We start from the raw sequence: 19212 nt of genomic DNA on the forward strand, positions 1-19212 counted from the left end.
CGAAAGGAGGCGGGCATCGTCGTGTCAGGCGGCGGGCTGGAGGGCCTGGGTGAAGAGGACTTCGCCGTCGAGGTCTTTGAGGGAGACCGTGAGGACCTCGGTGTCGGCGTCGATGTGGACTTCGCCGAAGAACTGGTAGCCGACGGCGGGCGAGGTGTTGGCGGCGGGCGGGGCCTTGACGAAGACCGCTTCGGGGCCGAAGGTGGGGTCGAGCTGGTTGGGGCCGAAGGCGCCCGCGTTCAGGGGGCCGGAGACGAACTCCCAGAACGGGTCGAAGTCCTGGAACGCCGCGCGGTCGGGCGAGTAGTGGTGCGCGGCGGTGTAGTGGACGTCGGCGGTCAGCCACACCATGTTGGCGACCTCCTCGCGCTTGCAGTACGACAGGAGGTCGGCGATCTCGGTCTCGCGGCCCATCGGGGCGCCGCCGGTGCCCTCGGCGATGCCCTCCCAGGCGCCCGCGCCGTCGCCGACGAGGAGCCCGATCGGGAGGTCCGCCGCGATGGCCTTCCACGTCGCTTTGGAGCGGCGCAGTTCGCGCTTGAGCCACGCGAGCTGGCGCTCGCCGAGGATCTGCCCGGTCGCGCCGTCGGCGTCCGGGTTGGGGCTCTTGTAGGTCCGCATGTCGAGGACGAACAGGTCCAGGAGCGGCCCGTACGAGATCTTGCGGTAGATGCGGCCCTCGGCGTCGAAGCCGCCGGGCGTGTACTCGGCGAACGCCTGGCGGGCCCGCGCGGCGAGGACGTCCACGTTCTTCTCGGTGTACTGCGGCAGGTCGAGGATCTCGCCGGGGTACCAGTTGTTGGTGACCTCGTGGTCGTCCCACTGGTTCACCATCGGCACCTTCGCGAGGTACGCGCGCAGGTTCTCGTCCAGCAGGTTGTACTTGAACTGGCCGCGGTACTCCGCGAGCGTCTCGGCGACCTTCGACTTCTCCTCGACGACCGTGTTGCGCCAGGTGGTCCCGTCGGGGAGCGCGACGGTCTCCACGAGCGGCCCGTCGGAGTAGACGAAGTCGCCCGAGCAGAGGAAGAAGTCCGGCTCGGCGTCGGCCATGGCCTGGAAGATCCGGTAGCCGCCGAACTCGGGGTTGATGCCCCAGCCCTGCCCGGCGAGGTCGCCGGACCACTGGAACGTGATGTCGCGGCACTCGTCCGCGGCGGTCGTGAACGAGCCTTCGAGGGCGTCGGACTTCCGCTCGCCTTCGGCGCGGACCTTGTAGTAGTACGTCTGGCCGGGCTTGAGGCCGCTGAGGCGCAGCTTCCCGGTGTAGTCGGTGTCCGAGGTCAGCGCGGGGCCGCGGAGCTCCCTGGCGTGCTTGAAGTCCGGGCGCGCGGCGAGTTCGACGCGCATGCGCGAGCCGCGGTCGGCGCGGGTCCACAGGACGGCGCCGCGCTCGGTGACGTCGCCGGACTGGACGCCGTGCGTGAGCAGGGGCCGGGACGCGGCGTACGAGATCCCGGGGGTGCCGAGGAGCACGGCGCCCCCGGCTCCGGCGGCGAGCAGTTTCCTACGGTCGATCGGCACGGTGGCCTCCAATGCGGGCGGGGTGTCGGCAGTCGCCACTCACGCTCGCAGACCCCGGTGGCACCCGAGTGGCCCGGAAGTGAACAGAAGGCCCCGCGCTCCGGACGGCCTGGGGCCGGGGTGTTCCGGAGCGCGGGGCGGGAGGCCCTACGCGCCGAGGCGCGGGAAGGGCTTGGTGGAGAAGACCACTTCTACGGGCACTTCGAAGTACTCGGAGAGCTTCAGCGCCAGGTACAGGCTGGGGCTGTACTCGCCGCGTTCGAGGTAGCCGACGGTCTGGTAGTGGACGCCGAGGGCCTCTGCGAGCTGGCGGCGCGAGACGCCCCGCTCGGCGCGCAGCATCGCGATCCGGTTGTAGACCTCGTCCCCGGCCACGGCTCGATCACCAGTCCCTCTGCATGTCGGCGCGGCGCGCCGCCACGGCCGAACCCGACTCGCGCCGCGACATCCGCCGCAGGAGCCTGGGCGCCAGGGCCATCGAGACCACGGCCCAGAGCGCGAGCACGGCGAACATGGTAGCCGTGCGCCATCCGCCGCCGATCTCCACGGCCGCCATGGAGTCCGGGAGCAGCGCGTGCCGCATCCCCAGGCCCATCCAGAACATCGGGAAGACCTGCCCGACCCCCTGGAGCCAGGTCGGCAGCGCCGTGATCGGGTAGAAGATCCCCGAGATCGCGACCATGCCCATGATGGGGAACATGACCAGGCCCATGTTCTTGGGGTTGTCGAGCAGCGCCCCGAGGACCGCGCCGATGGGCAGGGTCGCGACGATGCCCATGAGCAGCACGGCGATGAAGGTCAGCCACCGGTCGGGGCTGGCGAACTCCAACCCGTCGAACAGCGGCAGCCCGACGGCGAGCAGTGCGACCGCGGAGACGCTGATGAACATGGCGGTCGAGACGAGGTGCCCGACGAGGTAGCCGGTCATGCCGCCGGGCATGGACTTGGCGCGCAGGAGCGTGCCGTTGGTGCGGTCCATGGCGAGCGCGCCGACCATGCCGATGATGCCGCCGAACACGACGTTCATGCCGATGAGGCTCGGCATGTTCATGGAGCCCAGGGAGACCGGGGCGCCCTCGAAGTCGGCCTTCTGCATGAACAGGAGGACGACGATGGCGATGGCGGTGGGCATGATGAAGCCCATGAGGTCGCCGATGCTGGTGAGCGAGATCTTGGTCTCGATGAGGGCCCGCTTCCAGCCGGTGCGGTACTCGTGGAGGGTGTTGGTGCTCATCGGGTGACCTCCTTGAACGCGTCGACGGCGGTGGCCGCTTCGCCGGATTCGAACTTGGCGACGAGTCCGAGGTAGGCGTCCTCCAGGCTCGCGCGGTGGATCTCCAGTTCGGTGACCTTGCCGTCGTCGGTGGCGAGGAGCTTGCGCACGAAGTCGGTGGCGTCCTCGGTGGCGTGGATCTGGAGCTGCCCGTCCTGGATCCACTTCACCTCGGCGGTGGTGGAGGCGGCGCGGGCGAGCTGGTCGGGCGAGCCGTCGGCGATGATGCGGCCGCCCGCGAGGATGAGGATGCGCTCGGCGAGCTTCTCGGCCTCGTCGAGGTCGTGGGTGGTGAGCAGGATCGTGGTGCCGTCGAGGTCGGTGAGCCGGTGGATGAGCTCGTGGAACTCGCGGCGGGCGTGCGGGTCGAAGCCGGTGGTCGGCTCGTCGAGGAACAGCAGGGCCGGGCGGCCGATGATGCCGAGGGCGACGTCGAGGCGGCGGCGCTGCCCGCCGGAGAGGGTGCGCACGCGCTGCCCGGACTGGGCGGCGAGGCCGACCATGTCGAGCAGTTCGTCGGCGCCCCAGGGGTCGGTGTACGGCTTGTAGTACTCGGCGAAGTGCGTGACGATGTCGCGCACCTTCCACTTGCCGTTGTCGCGCCACTCCTGGAGGACGACGCCGAGCTGGGCCCGCCAGCGCTCGTCGCCGTGGGCGGGGTCGGTGCCGAGGACGCTGACGTCCCCGGCCGAGCGGCCGCGGAAGCCTTCGAGGATCTCGATGGTGGTGGTCTTGCCGGCGCCGTTGGGGCCAAGGAGGGCGGTGACCCCTCCCGCCTCGATCTCCAGGTCGAGACCGGTGAGCACGTCCTTGTCGCCGTAGCGCATGCGCAGGTCGGCGACCGCGATGGCGGGTCCGTCGTGCGTTCGGGGGTGTCCCATGGATCGCTCCGTTGTATGTTTCCGATCGTTGATAGCACTCATACTACAACTCGTGGGAGAGTTCCGCTAACCCGTATTGCGCGAGGGGCCGTTCACGCAGGTGAACGGCCCCTCTGTTGCGAAGAGACGGGTCTAGGTCCGGCGCTTCTCGCCGGAGCGGGCGAGGACGCGCTGGAGGAGGATGAACGCGAGGAGGAGCACGCCGACGACGATCTTCGCCCACCAGGAGTTGAGGTCCCCTTGGAACGCGATGATCGTGGAGAGCATCCCGGTGACCATGACCCCGGCGACGGTGCCGAGGACGAATCCGGCACCGCCGGTGAGGAGGGTCCCGCCGATGACGACGGCGGCGATGGCGTCGAGTTCGAGGCCGACGCCCGCGAGCGGGTTGGCGCTCTTGGTGTAGAACGCGGAGACGACCCCGGCGAGGGCGGCGCAGAAGCCGCTGACGGCGTAGACACCGATCTTGGTGCGCGCCACGGGGAGGCCCATGAGGAGCGCGGACTGCTCGCTGCCGCCGACGGCGTAGACGCCGCGCCCGAACCTGGTGTAGTGCAGGACGACGAAGGCGACGAGCACGACGGCGAGGGCGAGGAACGAGAGGTTCGGGAGGCTGAAGCCGCCGTCGCGCACGTTCCCGAACTCGGTGCGCTCCATGCCCCAGCCGATCCCGGCGACGTCGCGCATGGACACGTCCTCGTCGGAGATCTGGAGGGTCAGGCCCCGGTACAGGAACAGCCCCACGAGGGTCGCGATGAACGGCTGCACGTTGAAGTAGTGGATGACGGCGCCGGTGAGCGTCCCCGAGAGCGTGCCGAGGGCCAGGACCATGGCGAACGCGAGCGGTGCGGAGATCCCGGCGTCGACGGTGAGCCAGGCGCAGGCCATGGTGGAGAACGCCATGACGGAGCCGACGGACAGGTCGATGCCGCCGGAGAGGATCACGAAGGTCATGCCGACGGCGATGATGAGCAGTCCGGCGTTGCCGATGAACAGGTCGGGGACGAGCTGCGGGTTGTCGAAGTTGCGGTAGTTGGCGAGGCCGCCGGTGTACATGAGCGCCAGGAGGAGCACGGTGGCGCCGATGGGCACGTAGCGGCGCAGGCCGCCCGCGGCGAGTGCGGCGGTCGCCCGCCCAGTGAGGGTCTGCGCGCTCATCGTCCGGTCCCTTCGACGGCGGGGGTGCGGCGCAGCGGCCGCAGGGTCCAGGCCCGGAACTCGGGGCTCTGGAGGAGTGCGACGGCGAGGACCACGATGGCCTTCGCGGTGAACTGCCACTGGCTGGAGAGGCCGACGTTGATGATGGTGACTTCGAGCGTGCCGATGATGGCGACGCCGATCGTGGTGCCCAGCAGGAAGAACCGGCCGCCGAGGAGCGCGGTGCCGCCGATGACGACGGCGAGGATCGCGTCGAGCTCGATCCACAGGCCGCCGTTGTTGGCGTCGGCGCTGCCGAGGTTGGCGGCGCCGATGATCCCGGCGAGTCCGGCGCACAGGCCGCACACGAGGTAGACGAGGACGGTGATCCCCTTGGCGCGGATGCCCGCGAGGCGGCTGGCCTCGGGGTTGCCGCCGACGGATTCGAGGAGCATCCCGAGGGCGGTCCTGCGGGTGAGGACGGCGAGGGCGGTGAGGACGGCGGCGGCGATGACGATCGGCACGGGGACCGTGAGGATCGCGCCGCGGCCGAGTTCCACGAACGGGCTGGTGTCGGCGACGTTGGGGATCTGCCCGCCGGTGATGAGCTGGGCGATGCCGCGTCCGGCGATCATGAGGATGAGGGTGGCGACGATCGGCTGGATGCCGAAGCGCGCCACCATGGTCCCGTTCCACGCCCCGATGGCGGCGGCGACGGCGAGCGCGAGGGCCACCGCGACGAGCACCGTGCCGACGCTGTTCTCGTTGGGCCCGGAGATCCACTGGCAGGCGACGGCCGCGCCGATGGCGTAGACGGCGCCCACGGACAGGTCGATCCCCTTGGTGGCGATGACGAGCGTCATCCCGAGCGCGATGATGAGCAGCGGCGCGGAGCGGCGCAGGATGTTCACGAACGCGCCGTTGAGCCGGCCGTCCTGGACACCGGGGATGAGGAAGTCGAACCCGGTGATCGCGATGTTGACGACGATGAGGACTACGAGCACGCCGAGCGGCCACACGAGCCGCTTCAGATAAGGGTTCATCGTTCCCCTCCGGCGACGATGGTGTCCACGATCCGCTCGGTCGTCATCCCGGCCCCGCCTTCGAGGGTCGCGATGAGTTCGCGGTCGCGCAGGACGGCGATGCGGTCGGCGAGGCGCACGACCTCGTCGAGTTCCGCGGACACGAACAGGACGGCCATGCCGCCGCCGGAGAGCTCGGCGACGAGCCGCTGGATGTCGGCCTTCGCTCCGACATCGATGCCGCGGGTGGGCTCGTCGAGGATGAGGAGCTTGGGCTCCACCAGCATCCAGCGGGCGAGGAGCACTTTCTGCTGGTTGCCGCCGGAGAGGTTCCTGACGGGCATGTCGGGGTCGGCGGGGCGGATGCCGAGCTTCTCGATGAACTCGGCGACGAGCCGGGTCCGCTGCGCGGCGGGGACGGAGCGGGCCCAGCCGCGGGACGCCTGCATCGCGAGGATCATGTTCTCGCCCACGGTGAGGTCCCCGACGAGCCCTTCGGTCTTGCGGTTCTCGGGGCAGAACGCGATGCCGCGGGCGGCGGCGGTGCGCGGGTTGTGGCCGCTCACCTTCGCGCCCTCGAAGTCGAGTTCGCCCGCGTCGGACCGGTCGGCCCCGGCGAGGAGCCGCGCGGTCTCGGTGCGCCCGGACCCGAGGAGCCCGGCGAGGCCCACGACCTCGCCGCGGCGCACCGCGAGGTCGAACGGGGCGATGGAGCCCTTGCGGCCCAGGCCCTTCGCGTCCACGAGCGGCGCGTCGTCCTCCACGTGGTGCGCGGCGGCGGCCCGCTCGATCTGCTCCAGGGCCGCGGCTTCGCGCCCGAGCATGTGGCCGATGAGCGCGTTCTCGCCGAGTTCCGCGGTGGCCCACTCCCCCACGAGCCTGCCGTTGCGCAGCACGGTCATGCGGTCGCAGATCTCGTAGACCTGGTCGAGGAAGTGGGAGATGAACACCATCGCGGTGCCCTTCTCGGCGGCGAGGCGGCGCATGACCCCGAGGAGCACGGCCACCTCGTCGCGGTCCAGCGAAGATGTCGGCTCGTCGAGGATGAGGACCTTCGACTCCACGTCGACGGCCCGCGCGATGGCGACGAGCTGCTGCATGGCGATCGAGTACGCCGACAGGGGCGCGGAGACGTTGAGGTCGAGCCCGAGGTCCTCCAGGAGCGCGGTCGCCTTGCGGCGCATGGCCCTGAAGTTGATGAACGGCCCGAGGCGCGGCTCGCGCCCGGCGAAGAGGTTCTCCGCGACCGAGAGGTTCTCGGTGAGGTTGACCTCCTGGTACACGGTGGAGATCCCGGCGGCCTGGGCCTGCTTGGGGCTGGAGAAGCGCACGGGCGCGCCGTCGAGGAGGATCCGCCCGGCGTCGTGGCCGTGGACCCCCGTGAGCACTTTGATCAAGGTGGACTTCCCGGCGCCGTTCTCCCCCATGACGGCGTGGATCTCGCCGGGCCTGAGGGTGAAGTCGACGCCGTCGAGGGCGCGCACGCCGGTGAAGTCCTTCACGATGCCGGTCATCCTGACCAGGGCAGCGTCGTCGGACATGTGGTCCCGTCCTTCGGTCGGGGCGCCGCCGCCCGCGCACGCGGCGCGGGCGGCGGTCCTGGGACTAGAACTGGTGCTAGAACTGGCGGTTCGGGAGCTCAGCCTCGAACTGGGTGCTGTCGAAGACGCCCTCTTCGACGGCGATGAACTTCTCGACCTCGTCGCCGTTCGCGACCTGCGCGACGACGTCCATGAGCTGGTCGCCGAAGGCGGGGTTGCACTCGACGATGTAGTTGACCTTGCCGTCGACGCCGGCCTGGAACCCGGCCGCGGAGCCGTCCACGATGATGACCTGGATGTCGGTGCCGGGGACCTTCCCGGCCTCCTCGATCGCCTGGATCGCGCCGAGGCCCATCTCGTCGTTGTGCGCGTACAGCAGGTCGATGTCGTCCAGGCCGTACGTGCTGATGAAGGTCTCCATGACCGCCTTGCCCTCTTCGGCGGTGAAGTTGCCCGACTGGGAGTCGACGATCGTGTACCCGACGCCCTGCGTGTCGAGCTCGTCGAAGAACCCGGCCTTGCGGTCGTTCGCGGGCGCGGACCCGGTGGTGCCCTGGAGCTCCAGGATCCGGAAGTCGGTGTCGGCGCCGAACGTCTCGGCGGCCCACGCCCCGGCGCTGTGGCCCTCGGCCACGAAGTCGGAGCCCAGGCGGGTCGTGTACAGGGCCTCGTCGGCGTCCTCGATGCCGCGGTCGGCGAGGACCACGGGGATGCCGGCCTGCTCGGCCTCGGTGAGGACCTCGGTCCAGCCGGTCTCCACGACCGGCGCCAGGACGATCACGTCGACCTTCTGGGTGATGAAGTTGCGGATCGCCTCGATCTGCTTCTCCTGCTCCTGCTGCCCGTCGACGAACTGGAGCTCGACGCCCGCGGCCTCGGCCGCGGCCTTCACGGAGTCGGAGTTGGCGGTGCGCCAGGCGGATTCGGCGCCGACCTGCGCGAAGCCGACGACCAGCGCGTCGTCGCCGCCTTCACCGGAGTCGCCGTCCCCGCCGCACGCGGAGAGGCCGAACAGGAGTGCACCGGCGCCGAGGCCGGCAAGGACTTTCTTGAGCACGGGGGTGTCGCCTTTCGAAGGGTGCGAGGTATACGGGGTTGTAGATATTTGCGGATACGAATGTTACCGCTCATATCCTTCACCCGTGTGATCGCTCCCGTCAAGAACGGCACCCCTCAGTGCCGTAACGATTTCACAACGCGCCGCGAGCGGCCGCCCGGCTAGCCCTGCGACCCCCGCGGCGCCCACAGCACGTCCCCGCCCGGGTTCGCCTTGCGCGCCAACACGAACAACAGGTCCGAGAGCCGGTTCAGATAGGTCACGGGTACCGCGTGCGTGGTGTCCGGTTCGGACTCCAGCAGCGCCCACACCGACCGCTCGGCCCGCCGCGCCACCGTGCACGCCTGGTGCAGCAGCGCCGCCCCCGGCGTCCCCCCGCGCAGGATGAACGACCGGAGGTTCTCGAGATCGGCGTTGCACTCGTCGATCCACCCCTCCAGCCGCGCCACATAGGACCCGTCGATGCGCAGCGGCGGGTACTTCGGGTCCGCCGCCACCGGGGTGGACAGGTCCGCGCCCACGTCGAACATGTCGTTCTGGACCGCGAGCAGGATCTCCCGCTCGCGCTCCCCGATCTCCCCCGTCTGAAGGGCGAGCGCCGTGCCGATCACGGCGTTCGCCTCGTCCACATCGCCGTACGCGGCGAGCCGGAGGTGCGTCTTGGGGACGCGGGAGAAGTCGGCGAGACCGGTCGTGCCGTCGTCGCCCGTCTTGGTGTAGATCCTGGTGAGATTGACCGCCATACCCCCGACCATATAGCCTCCCCCCATGACACAAGTCGCGGTAATCGGTTCGGGACTCATGGGTTCCGGGATCGCACAGGTCACAAGCCTCGGCGGTTCCGACGTCACGCTGATCGACACGGACGAGGGGGCGCTCGACCGGGCGCTGGCGGCGATCCGCTCCTCCCTCGACCGCTTCGTCGCCAAGGAGAGGACCACCGCGGAAGCCGCCGACGCGGCCCTCTCGCGGATCACGGTCGCCACGGACCTCAAGGCCGCCGCGGGCGCGAGTATCGCCGTCGAAGCGGTCTTCGAGCGCCTCCCGGTGAAGCAGGAGGTCTTCCGGCAGCTCTCGGAGATCGTGGCCCCGGAGACCGTGCTCGCCACGAACACCTCGGCGATCCCGATCACGGAGATCGCCGCCGCCGCGACCCATCCGGAGCGCGTGGTCGGCACCCACTTCTTCTCGCCGGTCCCGATGATGCAGCTGTGCGAGCTCGTGCGCGGCCTGCACACGAGCGACGAGGCCCTGGCTTCGGCGCGCGCGTTCGCGGAGGCCGCGGGGAAGACCTGCGTGGTCGTGAACCGGGACGTCGCGGGCTTCGCGACCACCCGCCTGATCTGCGCGCTGATCAACGAGGCGGCGCGGCTCGTGGAGGACGGCGTCATCTCCGCCGAGGACCTCGACACGGCCTGCAAGCTCGGCTTCGGCCACCCGATGGGCCCGCTCGCGACCGCCGACCTCACGGGGATCGACGTGATCGCGCACGCCACGGAGAACATCTACGAGGACACCGCGGACCCGCAGTTCTTCCCGCCGGCGCTGCTGCGCCGCATGGTCGCCTCGGGCGCGATCGGCCGCAAGAGCGGCAAGGGGTTCTACGACTACTGAGCGTTGTCCACAGGGCTGTGGATAACTTCTGAATCAGGGTGGCGCGGGCGGGTGCCAGCACCCGCTCGCCGCCGCTCAGCGCGGTGATCGCCAGTTCCACGGTGCCGCCGTCGGCCTTGCGGACCTTGCCCTCGACCTCGACGGACGTCCCCGCGACGGGGACGACGACGGGCTTGGCGAAGCGGGCGGTGAACTCGGTGAGCCGGGCGTCGATCCCGTTCGCGGCGGCCCATTCGAGGATCGCGCGGGAGACCAGGCCCATCGTGTACATGCCGTGGGCGATGACGTCGGGGAGCCCGGCGGCCTTCGCGGCCGCTTCGTCCAGGTGGATCGGGTTGTGGTCCCCGGAGGCGTCGGCGTACGCGGCGAGGTGCCCGCGGCCGACGGGGTAGGAGGCGGTGAACACGGTCTCGCCGACCGCGAGGTCCGACAGGTTCACTGGGGGTCTCCTGCAACGAACAGCGTGGTCCACACCTCGGCGGCGAGGCCCTGGGCGTCGTCGACGGCGGTGCGGAGTGAGAGGAGGTCGCTCCCGGCGACGGTCTTGATCGACTCGACGGTGACGGTGCACGTCACCGCGTCCCCGGCCCGGAGGTCCCGGTGGTACGCGAAACGCTGCTCGCGGTGGAGGACGCGTCCCCAGTCGAGCCCGAAGTCCGGGTCGTCGATGAGGCGGTCCGCCGCGGGCAGCGTCAGCGAGATCAGATAGGTAGGGGGGACCGCACCGGTGTCGGCGAGGCCCACGGCCTCGGCGAAGCGGGTCACCGACTCGGCGGTGAGCACCACCGGTTCGGTGGTCGGCAAGGACCGTCCCACATACGAAGCGTTGAGCATGTACCGGGGGCGGGGAAGACTAGCGGGTCTCTTTGTGGACCTGCGAGGTCTTGCAGCGCGGGCAGTACTTCTTCAGTTCGAGCCGGTCGGGGTCGTTCCGCCGGTTCTTCTTCGTGATGTAGTTGCGCTCCTTGCACTCCGTGCACGCCAAGGTGATCTTGGGGCGGACGTCGGTAGCCTTGGCCACGATGAGTGCCTTCCTCTAGCGGAACCCGCCGGTCGGCGGGTTCTCCCTGCAAAACAAAACGGCGACCAGCGTAACGCAGTGGTCGCCGATTGCCAAAAGTAGCGATGGGCAGGATCGAACTGCCGACACAACGATTATGAGTCGTTTGCTCTACCACTGAGCTACACCGCCGTGTGCTCACTGCCGCCAGATTGGCTCTGGGTGAGCAGTACAACACCAGTCCGCTTTCGCTTCGAGGTGCTTCCGAGCCCCCTTACGGAATCGAACCGTAGACCTTCTCCTTACCATGGAGACGCTCTGCCGACTGAGCTAAGGGGGCGTTCGCGAGGCTTCCCTCGCGGCCTTGACAAGAGTACATGACCGGGCCCGGTCCGCCGAAGCGGGGCCCGCCGTGCGGCGCGGGCCACAGGCCCGGGTCAGACCACCCGCAGCCGGGCCTGGCCGCGGTTCCAGCCCTGCCCGTCGAGCCAGGCCGCGAAGCGGTCCGGGGGCAGCGGGCGCGAGAAGTAGTACCCCTGCCCGGCCTCGCAGTGGAGGCCCCGGAGCTGCTCGACGGTCTGGTGCGTCTCGATGCCCTCGGCGACCACGTCGATGTCGAAGTGGCGCGCGAGCCCGAGGACGGCCTCCACGATCGCGCGGTCGTCGTCGTCGGTCGCCATGCCCTGCACGAACCGCAGGTCGATCTTGATCTCCTGCACCGGCAGCCGCCGCAGGTACGCGAGCGAGGAGTACCCGGCGCCGAAGTCGTCCACGGAGAGGCGCACGCCCATCTCGTGGAGGCGCTCCAGCGCGGGCGTGAGCCGCGGCTCGCCGGAGACCACGTCGTCCTCGGTGATCTCGAACGTGAGCCGGTCCCCGGGGACGCCGTGGCGCTCCAGGAGCGCGGCGACCCGGTCGGGGAACTCGTAGTCGGACAGGGTGCGCGGCGACAGGTTCACGGACATCGGCAGCGGCCCGTCCTCGCCGGCCCACTCGGCCGCGCGGCGCAGGGCCTCGTCCAGGACGGTGTCGGTGAGCCGCCCGAGCTGGCCGGTGGAGGCCGCGATCGGGATGAACTCCTCGGGCGCGACGGCCCCGTACGTCGGGTGGGACCAGCGCACGAGCGCCTCGGCGCCGACGACGGCCCCGCCCGCGTCGAGGTCCCGGTCGAGCCGGACCTTCGGCTGGAAGTGGACTTCGAGGCGGCCCCGGTCGAGGGCCTTGCGCAGGTCGGCGGCGAGGCCGATGCGCCGCAGGGACTCCGATTCGAGCCCCGCGTGGTACAGCTGCACGCCGTCGGCGGTGTCCTTGGCCTGCCTGGTGGCCCCGTCGGCGCGCTTGAGGAGCTCGTCGGCGTCGGCGGCGAAGTCCGGGTGCGTGACCACGCCCACGGCCGCGGAGAGGCTGACGGCGACGCCGCCGACCTCGAACGGGCCCTGGACCTCCTCGCGCAGGCGCCGGGCGGTCTCCACGGCCGCGTCGGTGGACGCCAGGCGGGTCTGGAGGATGAACTCGTCGGAGTCGATGCGGCCGATGAACGAGGCCGCGGGCGAGTGCGCCTTGAGCCGCCGCGCGAACTCCCGCAGCGCGGTGTCCCCGGCCTCGTGGCCGAGCGCGTCGTTGATCTCGTGCAGCGAGTCCATGTCGAACATGAACACGGCGACGACCTCGCCGGCCACGGTGATCGAGAGGGCCTCCTGGAGCGCTTCGAGCGACCGGCGCCGGCTCGGCAGGCCCGTGAGCGGGTCGTGGTAGGCGTCGTAGCGGAGCTGGTCAATGAGGCGCGAGTTGTCGACGGCGATGCTCACGTGCGCGGCGACGGTCTCCAGGAGCTGGAGGTCCACCGGCAGGAAGTGCGACATCTCGCCGCCGAAGCGGTCGGAGACCGACAGGCACCCGTACACCTCGTCGCCCGAGCGCAGCGGCACGAGCAGTGCGTTGCGGAGCCCGGCGGCCGCGAGGGCCTCGCGCTGCTCGGGCGTGCCGTGCCGGGGGCCGATGAGGGTCGGCTCGCTGGTGTCGATGACGGCCTGCTGGAGCTCGTCGGGGACCGGGTCGAGGTCGGTGAGGCCCACGTCGTCCACGGACGAGGTGAGCCGGATCTCCGGGTAGCGGCCGTCTGCGGGGACCCACACGGTCGCGGACTCCGCGGACAGGAACTCGCGCAGCCGACCCAGGGTCGCGTCGATGAGCCGGTTGGACCTGACGGACCCGGCGACGAGGCTGGTGAAGTTGTTGAGCTCGTTGAGGATGTGCCGCTGGCGCCGCAGCTTCATGTAGCTGCGGGAGAGGGCCACGATGACGAGCAGGAGCGCCCCGAGCGGGATCCAGGCCCACGGGGTGGCCTCGATGAGGATGAGGAACACCAGCCCCACGCAGGAGGCCATGAGCGGCCCGGCGAGGGTGAGCGCGAAGCCCGACCACGCCTTGAGCATGCTCCGCCACCCGTTGAGCAGGAACATGAGCGAGGAGATGAGGGCCGTGGTGATGAACCCGGTGATGACGATCGCGCCGACGATGACGAGCCACGTCATGGGGTTGTTCGCCGAGCCGATGCCGACGGCCTGGACGATGGCCGCGGAGGTGCCCGCGCCGAGCGCGGAGATGCCCATGTTGAACAGGGACTTGAGGGGGCCGACCGGGGAGCGGAGGTACCGCCCGCCGTAGAACAGGCCCGAGGAGACGATCCGGACGGCCACGATCCAGAACGGCGGCAGGTAGAACAGCGCCAGGACCAGCGGGATGTCGGCGAGGTTGAAGGAGATGCGGTGGCCGCGCAGGTCCTGCTGCACGAGCAGGTTCTGTGCGGCTAGGAACGCGACTGTGAAGGCGCCCGCCTGGAGCAGCGGGGCGTTCTCGGGCGGTCCGAAGGCGACGAGCATCCCCGCGTCGGCGCCCAGGACGAGGATCGTGAGCGCCCATGGCGCGGCTTTGAGCAGGATGCTGCTGAACTGCTCATTCGCCATGGGCGGACTCGATCGACATGCGGTACCCGGCTACGGGGTGATCTCGCCGGAGTTCTGGACCGTGTACGACGACTCGGTCACAGCGGCGGCCTTGGTGATCTCACCGGAGTTGCCCCCTGCGGAGGCGGGTCCGGCGATCACGCAGGCGGCGATCAGGCCCGCAGCGGCCGCCGCGCTGAGCTTCTTCAAAAATCTGGCCGGTTTCACAGGGCCTCCCGTGAGTGGTGGGTACGTTCAGTCAAGGGGACCAGTTGAGCCCATGGTGCCACAGTCGGATCGCACTAGGGAAGGCTTGCGACCGTGATTCTCGTGCTCTTTCTGGTTCAGCCCTACGTGCGAGTAGGGTCCGCGCCCATTGTCGCCGATGACCCCGCGGCGTTCGCTGACGGGTCGGGCGTTCGCAGCGCATGACACGGCCCTTGTGAATAGGTTAGGCTTGCCTTACTCCTGAAGACGGCCACAACTCGACAAGGAATACGCCCATGTCTGCTGACACCGCCAGCGCGATGTCGTTCTCGGCCCGGATCCGCGAGGCGTCGTGGTCCCGCCACCAGGGCCTCGACCCCTCAGCCGACGCCGAGCGCGAACCGGGCCTGTTCGACCGGCTCTTCGACGGCTCCCTCGGCGTGGACGACTACACCCGCTGGCACGCGCAGCAGTTCTTCGTCTACGAGGCCATCGAGGCCGCGGGCGACCGCCTCGCGGACGACCCGGTCGCCGGGCCGTTCGTCTTCGCGGAGCTGGCGCGCCGTCACTCGATCGAGGCGGACCTGAAGTTCCTCATGGGCCCGAAGTGGCGCTCGGGCGCCGAGCCGCTCCCGTCCACGCGCGCCTATGTGGATCGCATCACGGAGGCCGCGGCGGAGCCGGGCGGGTACGTCGCGCACGCGTACACGCGCTACCTCGGGGACCTCTCGGGCGGGCAGGCGTTCGGGAAGGCCGCGCGCCGCAACTACGGCTTCAACGGCGAGGGCGCCTCGTTCTACGAGTTCACCGGGATCGGCAGCCCGAAGGCGTTCAAGGACGAGTACCGCTCGCGCCTGGACGCGATCGACCTGCCCGAGGACGCGAAGGCCCGCCTGGTCGAGGAGATCCTCCTCGCCTACGACCACAACGGCGCGGTGCTCTCGGAGCTGGGCGCGAACCTGGGCCGCAACCCGTTCGAGCCGAAGACCGTGGCGGCGATCTGCCACCACATGAACCACGACCACGCCGCCGACACCCTCGTCATCTGCCGCGGCGCGGGCGGGCGGCCCGAGGCGCACGCGGCCCGGATGACGGGCTTCGACGGCGAGGGCGCGGACTTCAAGGCGTCGGTCGGCGACGGCGAGGTGGCGATCCGCCTCGCCTGGGCCCGCCCCCTCACCGAGCGCGCGGAGGTCCGGCCCGAGATCGTGCGGATCTTCACCGAGTCCAAGGAGCAGCTGGACGGCTGACCCTTACCGGTCGGTGATGTCCTGATTGTCGCGACACGCCGGGCGGTGACGCATCTCCCCCGCCCGGCGCCGTCGGCGCTACCGTGTCCCGGTTGCCAAGCTCACGGACGGCCCCCCGGAGCCGCACTCGCTGCGGCCCGCCGTCCCGTCCGATGAGTCAGCCATGGACCCGGAGGATTCGTTGTCCGATACCGGACCGGTAGGCGCCGAAGCGATTCGGCGCCACGCCGCCCGGCCGCACCGCACGAGGGGCCAGCACCGCGCCTCGTGGGCCGCAGAACTCTCCCCGCTGCTGGCGGGGACCCAGCGCCGCTACACCGCCGTCGTCGGCTCGGCCGTGGCGGGCGCTTCCATCGTCGCGATGGCGACCGCCGCCGGTATGCCGTCCGGTGAGGAGCCCGAGCCGTCCAGGGCCGTCAGCGACATCGCCGCGCTCGCCGCGGAGGCGAGCGTCCCCGAGGACGTGCTCGCCGAGGGCACCGGAGACGCCGGGGCCGTCCCCGCGGGGGCCGCGCCCGGTGAGGCCGTGGCCGCCGCGGACACCGCCGAGCGCGTCTCGCCGGTGACCGCGCAGGACGCGCAGGTGAAGTGGCGTCCGATGCTCGACCACATCACGATCACGTCGCTGTTCGGGCAGCGCTGGGGCCGCAACCACAACGGCGTCGACTTCGACGCCGCGACCGGCGACCCGGTCTACGCGGCCTACCCGGGCACCGTGAAGCACGCGGGCTGGGAGACCGGCTTCGGGAACCTCGTGATCATCGACCACGGCAACGGCGTCGAGACGTACTACGCGCACAACTCGAAGATCGTCGTCGCCGAGGGCCAGTGGGTCGACGGCGGCGAGCAGATCTCCGAGGCCGGGAACACCGGCCGCTCCTTCGGCTCCCACTGCCACTTCGAGGTACACGTGAACGGGGAGCCGGTGGAGCCGCTGAACTACCTCTCCGGTGTGGGCCTGGAGCTGCGCTAGAGCTTCGTCACCGGGGCGAGCCGCAGGATGACCCATTTGGGTTCGCCGTCGCCGAAGTCGATGCGCGCCTGGGCCCGCGGGCCCGAGCCCTTGAGCTCCACGACCCGCCCGAGCCCGTACTTGTCGTGCGTGACGCGGTCGCCCACGTCGAGCACGGGGACGTCACCGGAGTTGCGCATGACGATCGGCTGCCCGAACGAGGGCGCCTTCGTCTTGACGACCCGCGGCGGCGGCGCGGACTCGGACCACTCGATGAGGTCCCCGGGGATCTCGGCGAGGAACCGGCTGGCCGCGTAGTACTGCGGCTGCCCGAAGATGTTCCGGGTCCCGGCCCGCGTCAGGTGCAGGTGCTTGCGGGCGCGGGTGAGGCCCACGTACGCGAGGCGCCGCTCCTCCTCCATGTCCCCGGGCTTGCTCATGGACCGCTCGTGCGGGAACAGGCCGTCGTCGAGCCCGGTGAGGAACACCGTGTCGAACTCCAGGCCCTTCGCGGTGTGGAGGGTCATGAGCGTGACGACCCCGCCCTCCTGGGCCTCGGGGTCGGGGATCGAGTCGGCGTCCGAGACGAGCGCGACGTGCTCCAGGAACGACGGCACGTCCGCGTTCAGGTCCGCCTCGCCTGTCTCGTTCTCATACGCGTCCGTAGTGCCGCGCATGACCTGCTCGGTGAACTCGTGCGCGACCGCGACGAGCTCCTGGAGGTTCTCGATGCGCCCCTCGTCCTGCGGGTCCTTGGACTGCTCCAGCCCGTCGAGGTACCCGGTGTCGGCGATGAGCTTGTCGAGGACCTCCTCGGGCGGCGCGGTCTTCGCGAGTTCCGTTGCGGCGTCGATGATCTCGCAGAACTTGCGGATGCCGGGCCGGGCCCGGCCGGAGATCCCGGCGGCCTCGTCGGCCCGGTGCAGCGCCTCGGGGAACGACACCTTCAGCCGCGCCGCGAGCGCCTCCACCTCGGCGACGGCCCGGTCGCCGACGCCGCGCTTGGGCGTGTTCACCACTCGCATCGCCGAGACCGTGTCGTCCGGGTTCGCCGTCAGCTTCAGGTACGCGAGCATGTCGCGGACCTCCTTGCGCTCGTAGAAGCGCACGCCGCCGACGACCTTGTACGGGATGCCGCGGCGCACGAACACCTCCTCGAACGCGCGGGACTGGGCGTTGGTGCGGTAGAAGATCGCGGTGTCGCCGAAGCTCGTGTCCTTCGCGTCCACGAGCTCGTCGATGCGCCCGGCGACCCACGCGGCCTCGTCGTGCTCGTTGTCCCCGGTGTGCCCGAGGATGCGCCCCCCGGGGCCCTCGTCGCTCCACAGGCGCTTCTCGCGGCCGCGCTCGGTGTTGTTGCGGATGACCCCGTTGGCGGCGTCGAGGATCGTCTGCGTGGACCGGTAGTTCTGCTCCAGCAGGATCGTCTTCGCGTCGGGGAAGTCCCGCTCGAACTCGATGATGTTGCGGATCGTGGCGCCGCGGAACGCGTAGATCGACTGGTCGGCGTCGCCGACCACGCACAGCTCGGCCCGGTCGTCGCCGGTGCCGACCAGCTCGCGCACCAGCGTGTACTGGGCGTGGTTGGTGTCCTGGTACTCGTCGACCATGACGTGCCGGAAGCGCATCCGGTACAGCTTGGCGACGTCCGGGAACGCCCGGAACAGGTGCACCGTGGACCCGATGATGTCGTCGAAGTCGACGGCCTGCGCGAGGCGCAGCCGCTCGTCGTACTGCGCGTACACGTCGGCGACGAGCTTCGTGCGCGCGTCGTCGGCGCTCGACGCGGCCTGGTCGGGCCCGATCAGCTCGTTCTTGAGCCGGGAGATCTCGGCGGCGAGCCAGCGCGGCGAGTGCTTCTTGGAGTCGAGGCCGAGGTCCTTGACGATCTGGGTGAGCAACCGCCGGGCGTCGTCGGTGTCGTAGATCGTGAAGGACTGCTTCCAGCCGAGCCGGTGGGCCTCGCGGCGCAGGATGCGCAGGCACGCGGAGTGGAACGTGAGGACCCACATGGCCCGCGAGCGGGGCCCGATGAGGTCGTCGACGCGTTCGCGCATCTCTGCGGCGGCCTTGTTCGTGAAGGTGATCGCGAGGATCTCGCCCGGGTGGGCGCCCCGCTCCCCCAGGAGGTAGGCGATGCGGTGGGTGAGGACGCGGGTCTTGCCCGAGCCCGCGCCCGCCACGATGAGCAGCGGCGATCCGGCGTGCTCGACGGCTTGGCGTTGCGGTTCGTTGAGGCCGGTCAGGAGGTCGTTCATCACCGTTGATTATGCCGCGCCGGGTACGACAATCCGGCGCGGCGGTCGCCCGTTAGAGCGGCCCGCGGCCCGCGCGCAGGACCAGCATCGCGATCTGGACGCCGTCCTCGCCGAGGGCCGTGCGGTACTTCTCCAGGATGGCGCGTTCGCGGTCGAGGACCAGGCGGGTGCCGCCGTTGGCCATGCGGATCTCGCCGATGCGCTTCGAGACGGCGGCGCGGCGCTGCCAGATGCGGATGAGCTCGTCGTCGAGCGCGTTGATCTCGGTGCGCAGGCTGTCGAGCTCGTCCGTCGTCACTTCGGTCTGGGCGGTCATCAGGGTCTCCTTGCGTGGATTCGGATCTAGGTCCGGGAGGTCGCCCCGAGCGTGAAAAAAGCCCCGGGCGGATCCGCCCGGGGCTGTAGGTCTGAGTTCAGCGCGACCTACGGCTCGGGTGGTCCGTGCCGTAGTAAAAGTAAAATCGCGCGCTCTGAGTCACGCCGCAAGTATGCCACACGCCCGCCGGTGGGACCAGCGGGCGTGTGGCGATAACTACAGTGTTCGCCTGGTG

18 protein-coding genes, 2 tRNA genes and 1 pseudogene are annotated in these 19212 nt (G+C 70.2%); 3 read left to right on the forward strand and 18 right to left on the reverse strand.

Translation table 11 applies throughout. The features are described 5' to 3' along the window. Positions 1–24: 24 nt before the first annotated feature. From AB0A65_RS17615 to AB0A65_RS17655, 9 genes are all read right to left on the reverse strand, one after another. Positions 25–1503, reverse strand: coding sequence for an alkaline phosphatase D family protein (locus tag AB0A65_RS17615; protein ID WP_359952609.1), 1479 nt, complete (start codon positions 1501–1503; stop codon positions 25–27). A 168-nt stretch (positions 1504–1671) separates the two neighbouring features. Continuing rightward, positions 1672–1866, reverse strand: coding sequence for a helix-turn-helix transcriptional regulator (locus tag AB0A65_RS17620; RefSeq protein ID WP_106363454.1), 195 nt, complete (start codon positions 1864–1866; stop codon positions 1672–1674). Between the two features lie 40 nt (positions 1867–1906). Continuing rightward, positions 1907–2758 (reverse strand): ABC transporter permease, encoded by an 852-nt coding sequence (locus tag AB0A65_RS17625; RefSeq protein ID WP_359952347.1) that lies wholly within the window; start codon positions 2756–2758, stop codon positions 1907–1909. Beyond that, on the reverse strand, positions 2755–3678 hold the full coding sequence (locus AB0A65_RS17630) for an ABC transporter ATP-binding protein (protein ID WP_359952349.1): 924 nt from the start codon (positions 3676–3678) through the stop codon (positions 2755–2757). The genes AB0A65_RS17625 and AB0A65_RS17630 overlap by 4 nt, the downstream gene beginning before the upstream one ends. A 132-nt stretch (positions 3679–3810) precedes the next feature. Next, positions 3811–4836, reverse strand: a complete 1026-nt coding sequence (locus tag AB0A65_RS17635) for a sugar ABC transporter permease YjfF (RefSeq protein ID WP_359952351.1) — start codon at positions 4834–4836, stop codon at positions 3811–3813. Further along, complete coding sequence (locus tag AB0A65_RS17640) at positions 4833–5858, reverse strand: ABC transporter permease (RefSeq protein ID WP_359952352.1); 1026 nt, start codon at positions 5856–5858, stop codon at positions 4833–4835. Before AB0A65_RS17640 ends, AB0A65_RS17635 begins: the two co-directional genes overlap by 4 nt. Beyond that, positions 5855–7378: a sugar ABC transporter ATP-binding protein gene (locus tag AB0A65_RS17645; protein ID WP_359952354.1), complete on the reverse strand. Its 1524-nt coding sequence runs from the start codon at positions 7376–7378 to the stop codon at positions 5855–5857. The genes AB0A65_RS17640 and AB0A65_RS17645 overlap by 4 nt, the downstream gene beginning before the upstream one ends. A gap of 76 nt (positions 7379–7454) precedes the next feature. After that, positions 7455–8435, reverse strand: coding sequence for an ABC transporter substrate-binding protein (locus AB0A65_RS17650; protein WP_359952356.1), 981 nt, complete (start codon positions 8433–8435; stop codon positions 7455–7457). A 161-nt stretch (positions 8436–8596) separates the two neighbouring features. After that, positions 8597–9178 carry a cob(I)yrinic acid a,c-diamide adenosyltransferase gene (locus AB0A65_RS17655; protein WP_359952358.1) on the reverse strand — a complete coding sequence of 194 codons (582 nt, stop codon included), beginning with the start codon at positions 9176–9178 and terminating at the stop codon, positions 8597–8599. A 25-nt stretch (positions 9179–9203) separates the two neighbouring features. Here AB0A65_RS17655 and AB0A65_RS17660 point away from each other — a divergent pair, with 25 nt between their 5' ends. Next, on the forward strand, positions 9204–10049 hold the full coding sequence (locus AB0A65_RS17660) for a 3-hydroxyacyl-CoA dehydrogenase family protein (protein WP_359952360.1): 846 nt from the start codon (positions 9204–9206) through the stop codon (positions 10047–10049). 112 nt (positions 10050–10161) lie between these two features. Here the strand turns inward: AB0A65_RS17660 and AB0A65_RS17665 are convergent. The 7 genes and pseudogenes from AB0A65_RS17665 to AB0A65_RS17695 all read right to left on the reverse strand — a co-directional run. Then, positions 10162–10521, reverse strand: a pseudogene (locus AB0A65_RS17665) (MaoC/PaaZ C-terminal domain-containing protein); the annotation flags it as partial. Next, entirely contained in the window at positions 10485–10853 is a 369-nt protein-coding gene (locus tag AB0A65_RS17670) for a MaoC family dehydratase N-terminal domain-containing protein (protein WP_359952362.1), read from the reverse strand. The gene AB0A65_RS17670 and the pseudogene AB0A65_RS17665, both read right to left, overlap by 37 nt. Positions 10854–10902: 49 nt before the next feature. Further along, entirely contained in the window at positions 10903–11070 is a 168-nt protein-coding gene (gene rpmG / locus AB0A65_RS17675) for a 50S ribosomal protein L33 (RefSeq protein ID WP_181245701.1), read from the reverse strand. A 99-nt stretch (positions 11071–11169) separates the two neighbouring features. Next, a tRNA-Met gene (locus tag AB0A65_RS17680) sits at positions 11170–11241 on the reverse strand. Between the two features lie 75 nt (positions 11242–11316). Next, positions 11317–11389, reverse strand: a tRNA-Thr gene (locus AB0A65_RS17685). A gap of 97 nt (positions 11390–11486) precedes the next feature. Then, entirely contained in the window at positions 11487–14015 is a 2529-nt protein-coding gene (locus AB0A65_RS17690) for an EAL domain-containing protein (protein WP_359952364.1), read from the reverse strand. Positions 14016–14045: 30 nt separating this feature from the next. Then, complete coding sequence (locus AB0A65_RS17695; RefSeq protein ID WP_359952365.1) at positions 14046–14222, reverse strand: hypothetical protein; 177 nt, start codon at positions 14220–14222, stop codon at positions 14046–14048. Between the two features lie 275 nt (positions 14223–14497). On the opposite strand from AB0A65_RS17695, the gene AB0A65_RS17700 reads away from it, so the two are divergent. Both AB0A65_RS17700 and AB0A65_RS17705 read left to right on the forward strand, forming a co-directional pair. Next, positions 14498–15451, forward strand: coding sequence for a biliverdin-producing heme oxygenase (locus AB0A65_RS17700; RefSeq protein ID WP_359952367.1), 954 nt, complete (start codon positions 14498–14500; stop codon positions 15449–15451). A 181-nt stretch (positions 15452–15632) separates the two neighbouring features. Next, a complete protein-coding gene (locus AB0A65_RS17705; protein ID WP_359952369.1) occupies positions 15633–16424 on the forward strand; it encodes a M23 family metallopeptidase in 792 nt (263 codons plus the stop codon). Here the strand turns inward: AB0A65_RS17705 and pcrA are convergent. Continuing rightward, positions 16421–18661 carry a DNA helicase PcrA gene (gene pcrA / locus AB0A65_RS17710; protein ID WP_359952371.1) on the reverse strand — a complete coding sequence of 747 codons (2241 nt, stop codon included), beginning with the start codon at positions 18659–18661 and terminating at the stop codon, positions 16421–16423. The genes AB0A65_RS17705 and pcrA overlap by 4 nt on opposite strands. Positions 18662–18713: 52 nt before the next feature. Continuing rightward, positions 18714–18977, reverse strand: coding sequence for a chorismate mutase (locus AB0A65_RS17715; protein WP_359952373.1), 264 nt, complete (start codon positions 18975–18977; stop codon positions 18714–18716). Positions 18978–19212 lie beyond the last annotated feature (235 nt).

Origin of the sequence: Glycomyces sp. NPDC047010, assembly GCF_040644205.1 — a bacterium.
Taxonomy (GTDB): Bacteria; Actinomycetota; Actinomycetes; order Mycobacteriales; family Micromonosporaceae; genus Glycomyces.

What these genes read in the sequence shown, in the direction of transcription:
- AB0A65_RS17625 (WP_359952347.1), bottom strand. Translation starts at nt 2,758, where the DNA reads ATGAGCACCAACACCCTCCACGAGTACCGCACCGGCTGGAAGCGGGCC.
- AB0A65_RS17715 (WP_359952373.1), bottom strand. Translation starts at nt 18,977, where the DNA reads ATGACCGCCCAGACCGAAGTGACGACGGACGAGCTCGACAGCCTGCGC.
- AB0A65_RS17640 (WP_359952352.1), bottom strand. Translation starts at nt 5,858, where the DNA reads ATGAACCCTTATCTGAAGCGGCTCGTGTGGCCGCTCGGCGTGCTCGTA.
- pcrA (WP_359952371.1), bottom strand. Translation starts at nt 18,661, where the DNA reads ATGAACGACCTCCTGACCGGCCTCAACGAACCGCAACGCCAAGCCGTC.
- AB0A65_RS17620 (WP_106363454.1), bottom strand. Translation starts at nt 1,866, where the DNA reads ATGCTGCGCGCCGAGCGGGGCGTCTCGCGCCGCCAGCTCGCAGAGGCC.
- AB0A65_RS17700 (WP_359952367.1), top strand. Translation starts at nt 14,498, where the DNA reads ATGTCTGCTGACACCGCCAGCGCGATGTCGTTCTCGGCCCGGATCCGC.
- AB0A65_RS17630 (WP_359952349.1), bottom strand. Translation starts at nt 3,678, where the DNA reads ATGGGACACCCCCGAACGCACGACGGACCCGCCATCGCGGTCGCCGAC.
- AB0A65_RS17645 (WP_359952354.1), bottom strand. Translation starts at nt 7,378, where the DNA reads ATGTCCGACGACGCTGCCCTGGTCAGGATGACCGGCATCGTGAAGGAC.
- AB0A65_RS17660 (WP_359952360.1), top strand. Translation starts at nt 9,204, where the DNA reads ATGACACAAGTCGCGGTAATCGGTTCGGGACTCATGGGTTCCGGGATC.
- AB0A65_RS17655 (WP_359952358.1), bottom strand. Translation starts at nt 9,178, where the DNA reads ATGGCGGTCAATCTCACCAGGATCTACACCAAGACGGGCGACGACGGC.
- AB0A65_RS17635 (WP_359952351.1), bottom strand. Translation starts at nt 4,836, where the DNA reads ATGAGCGCGCAGACCCTCACTGGGCGGGCGACCGCCGCACTCGCCGCG.
- AB0A65_RS17690 (WP_359952364.1), bottom strand. Translation starts at nt 14,015, where the DNA reads ATGGCGAATGAGCAGTTCAGCAGCATCCTGCTCAAAGCCGCGCCATGG.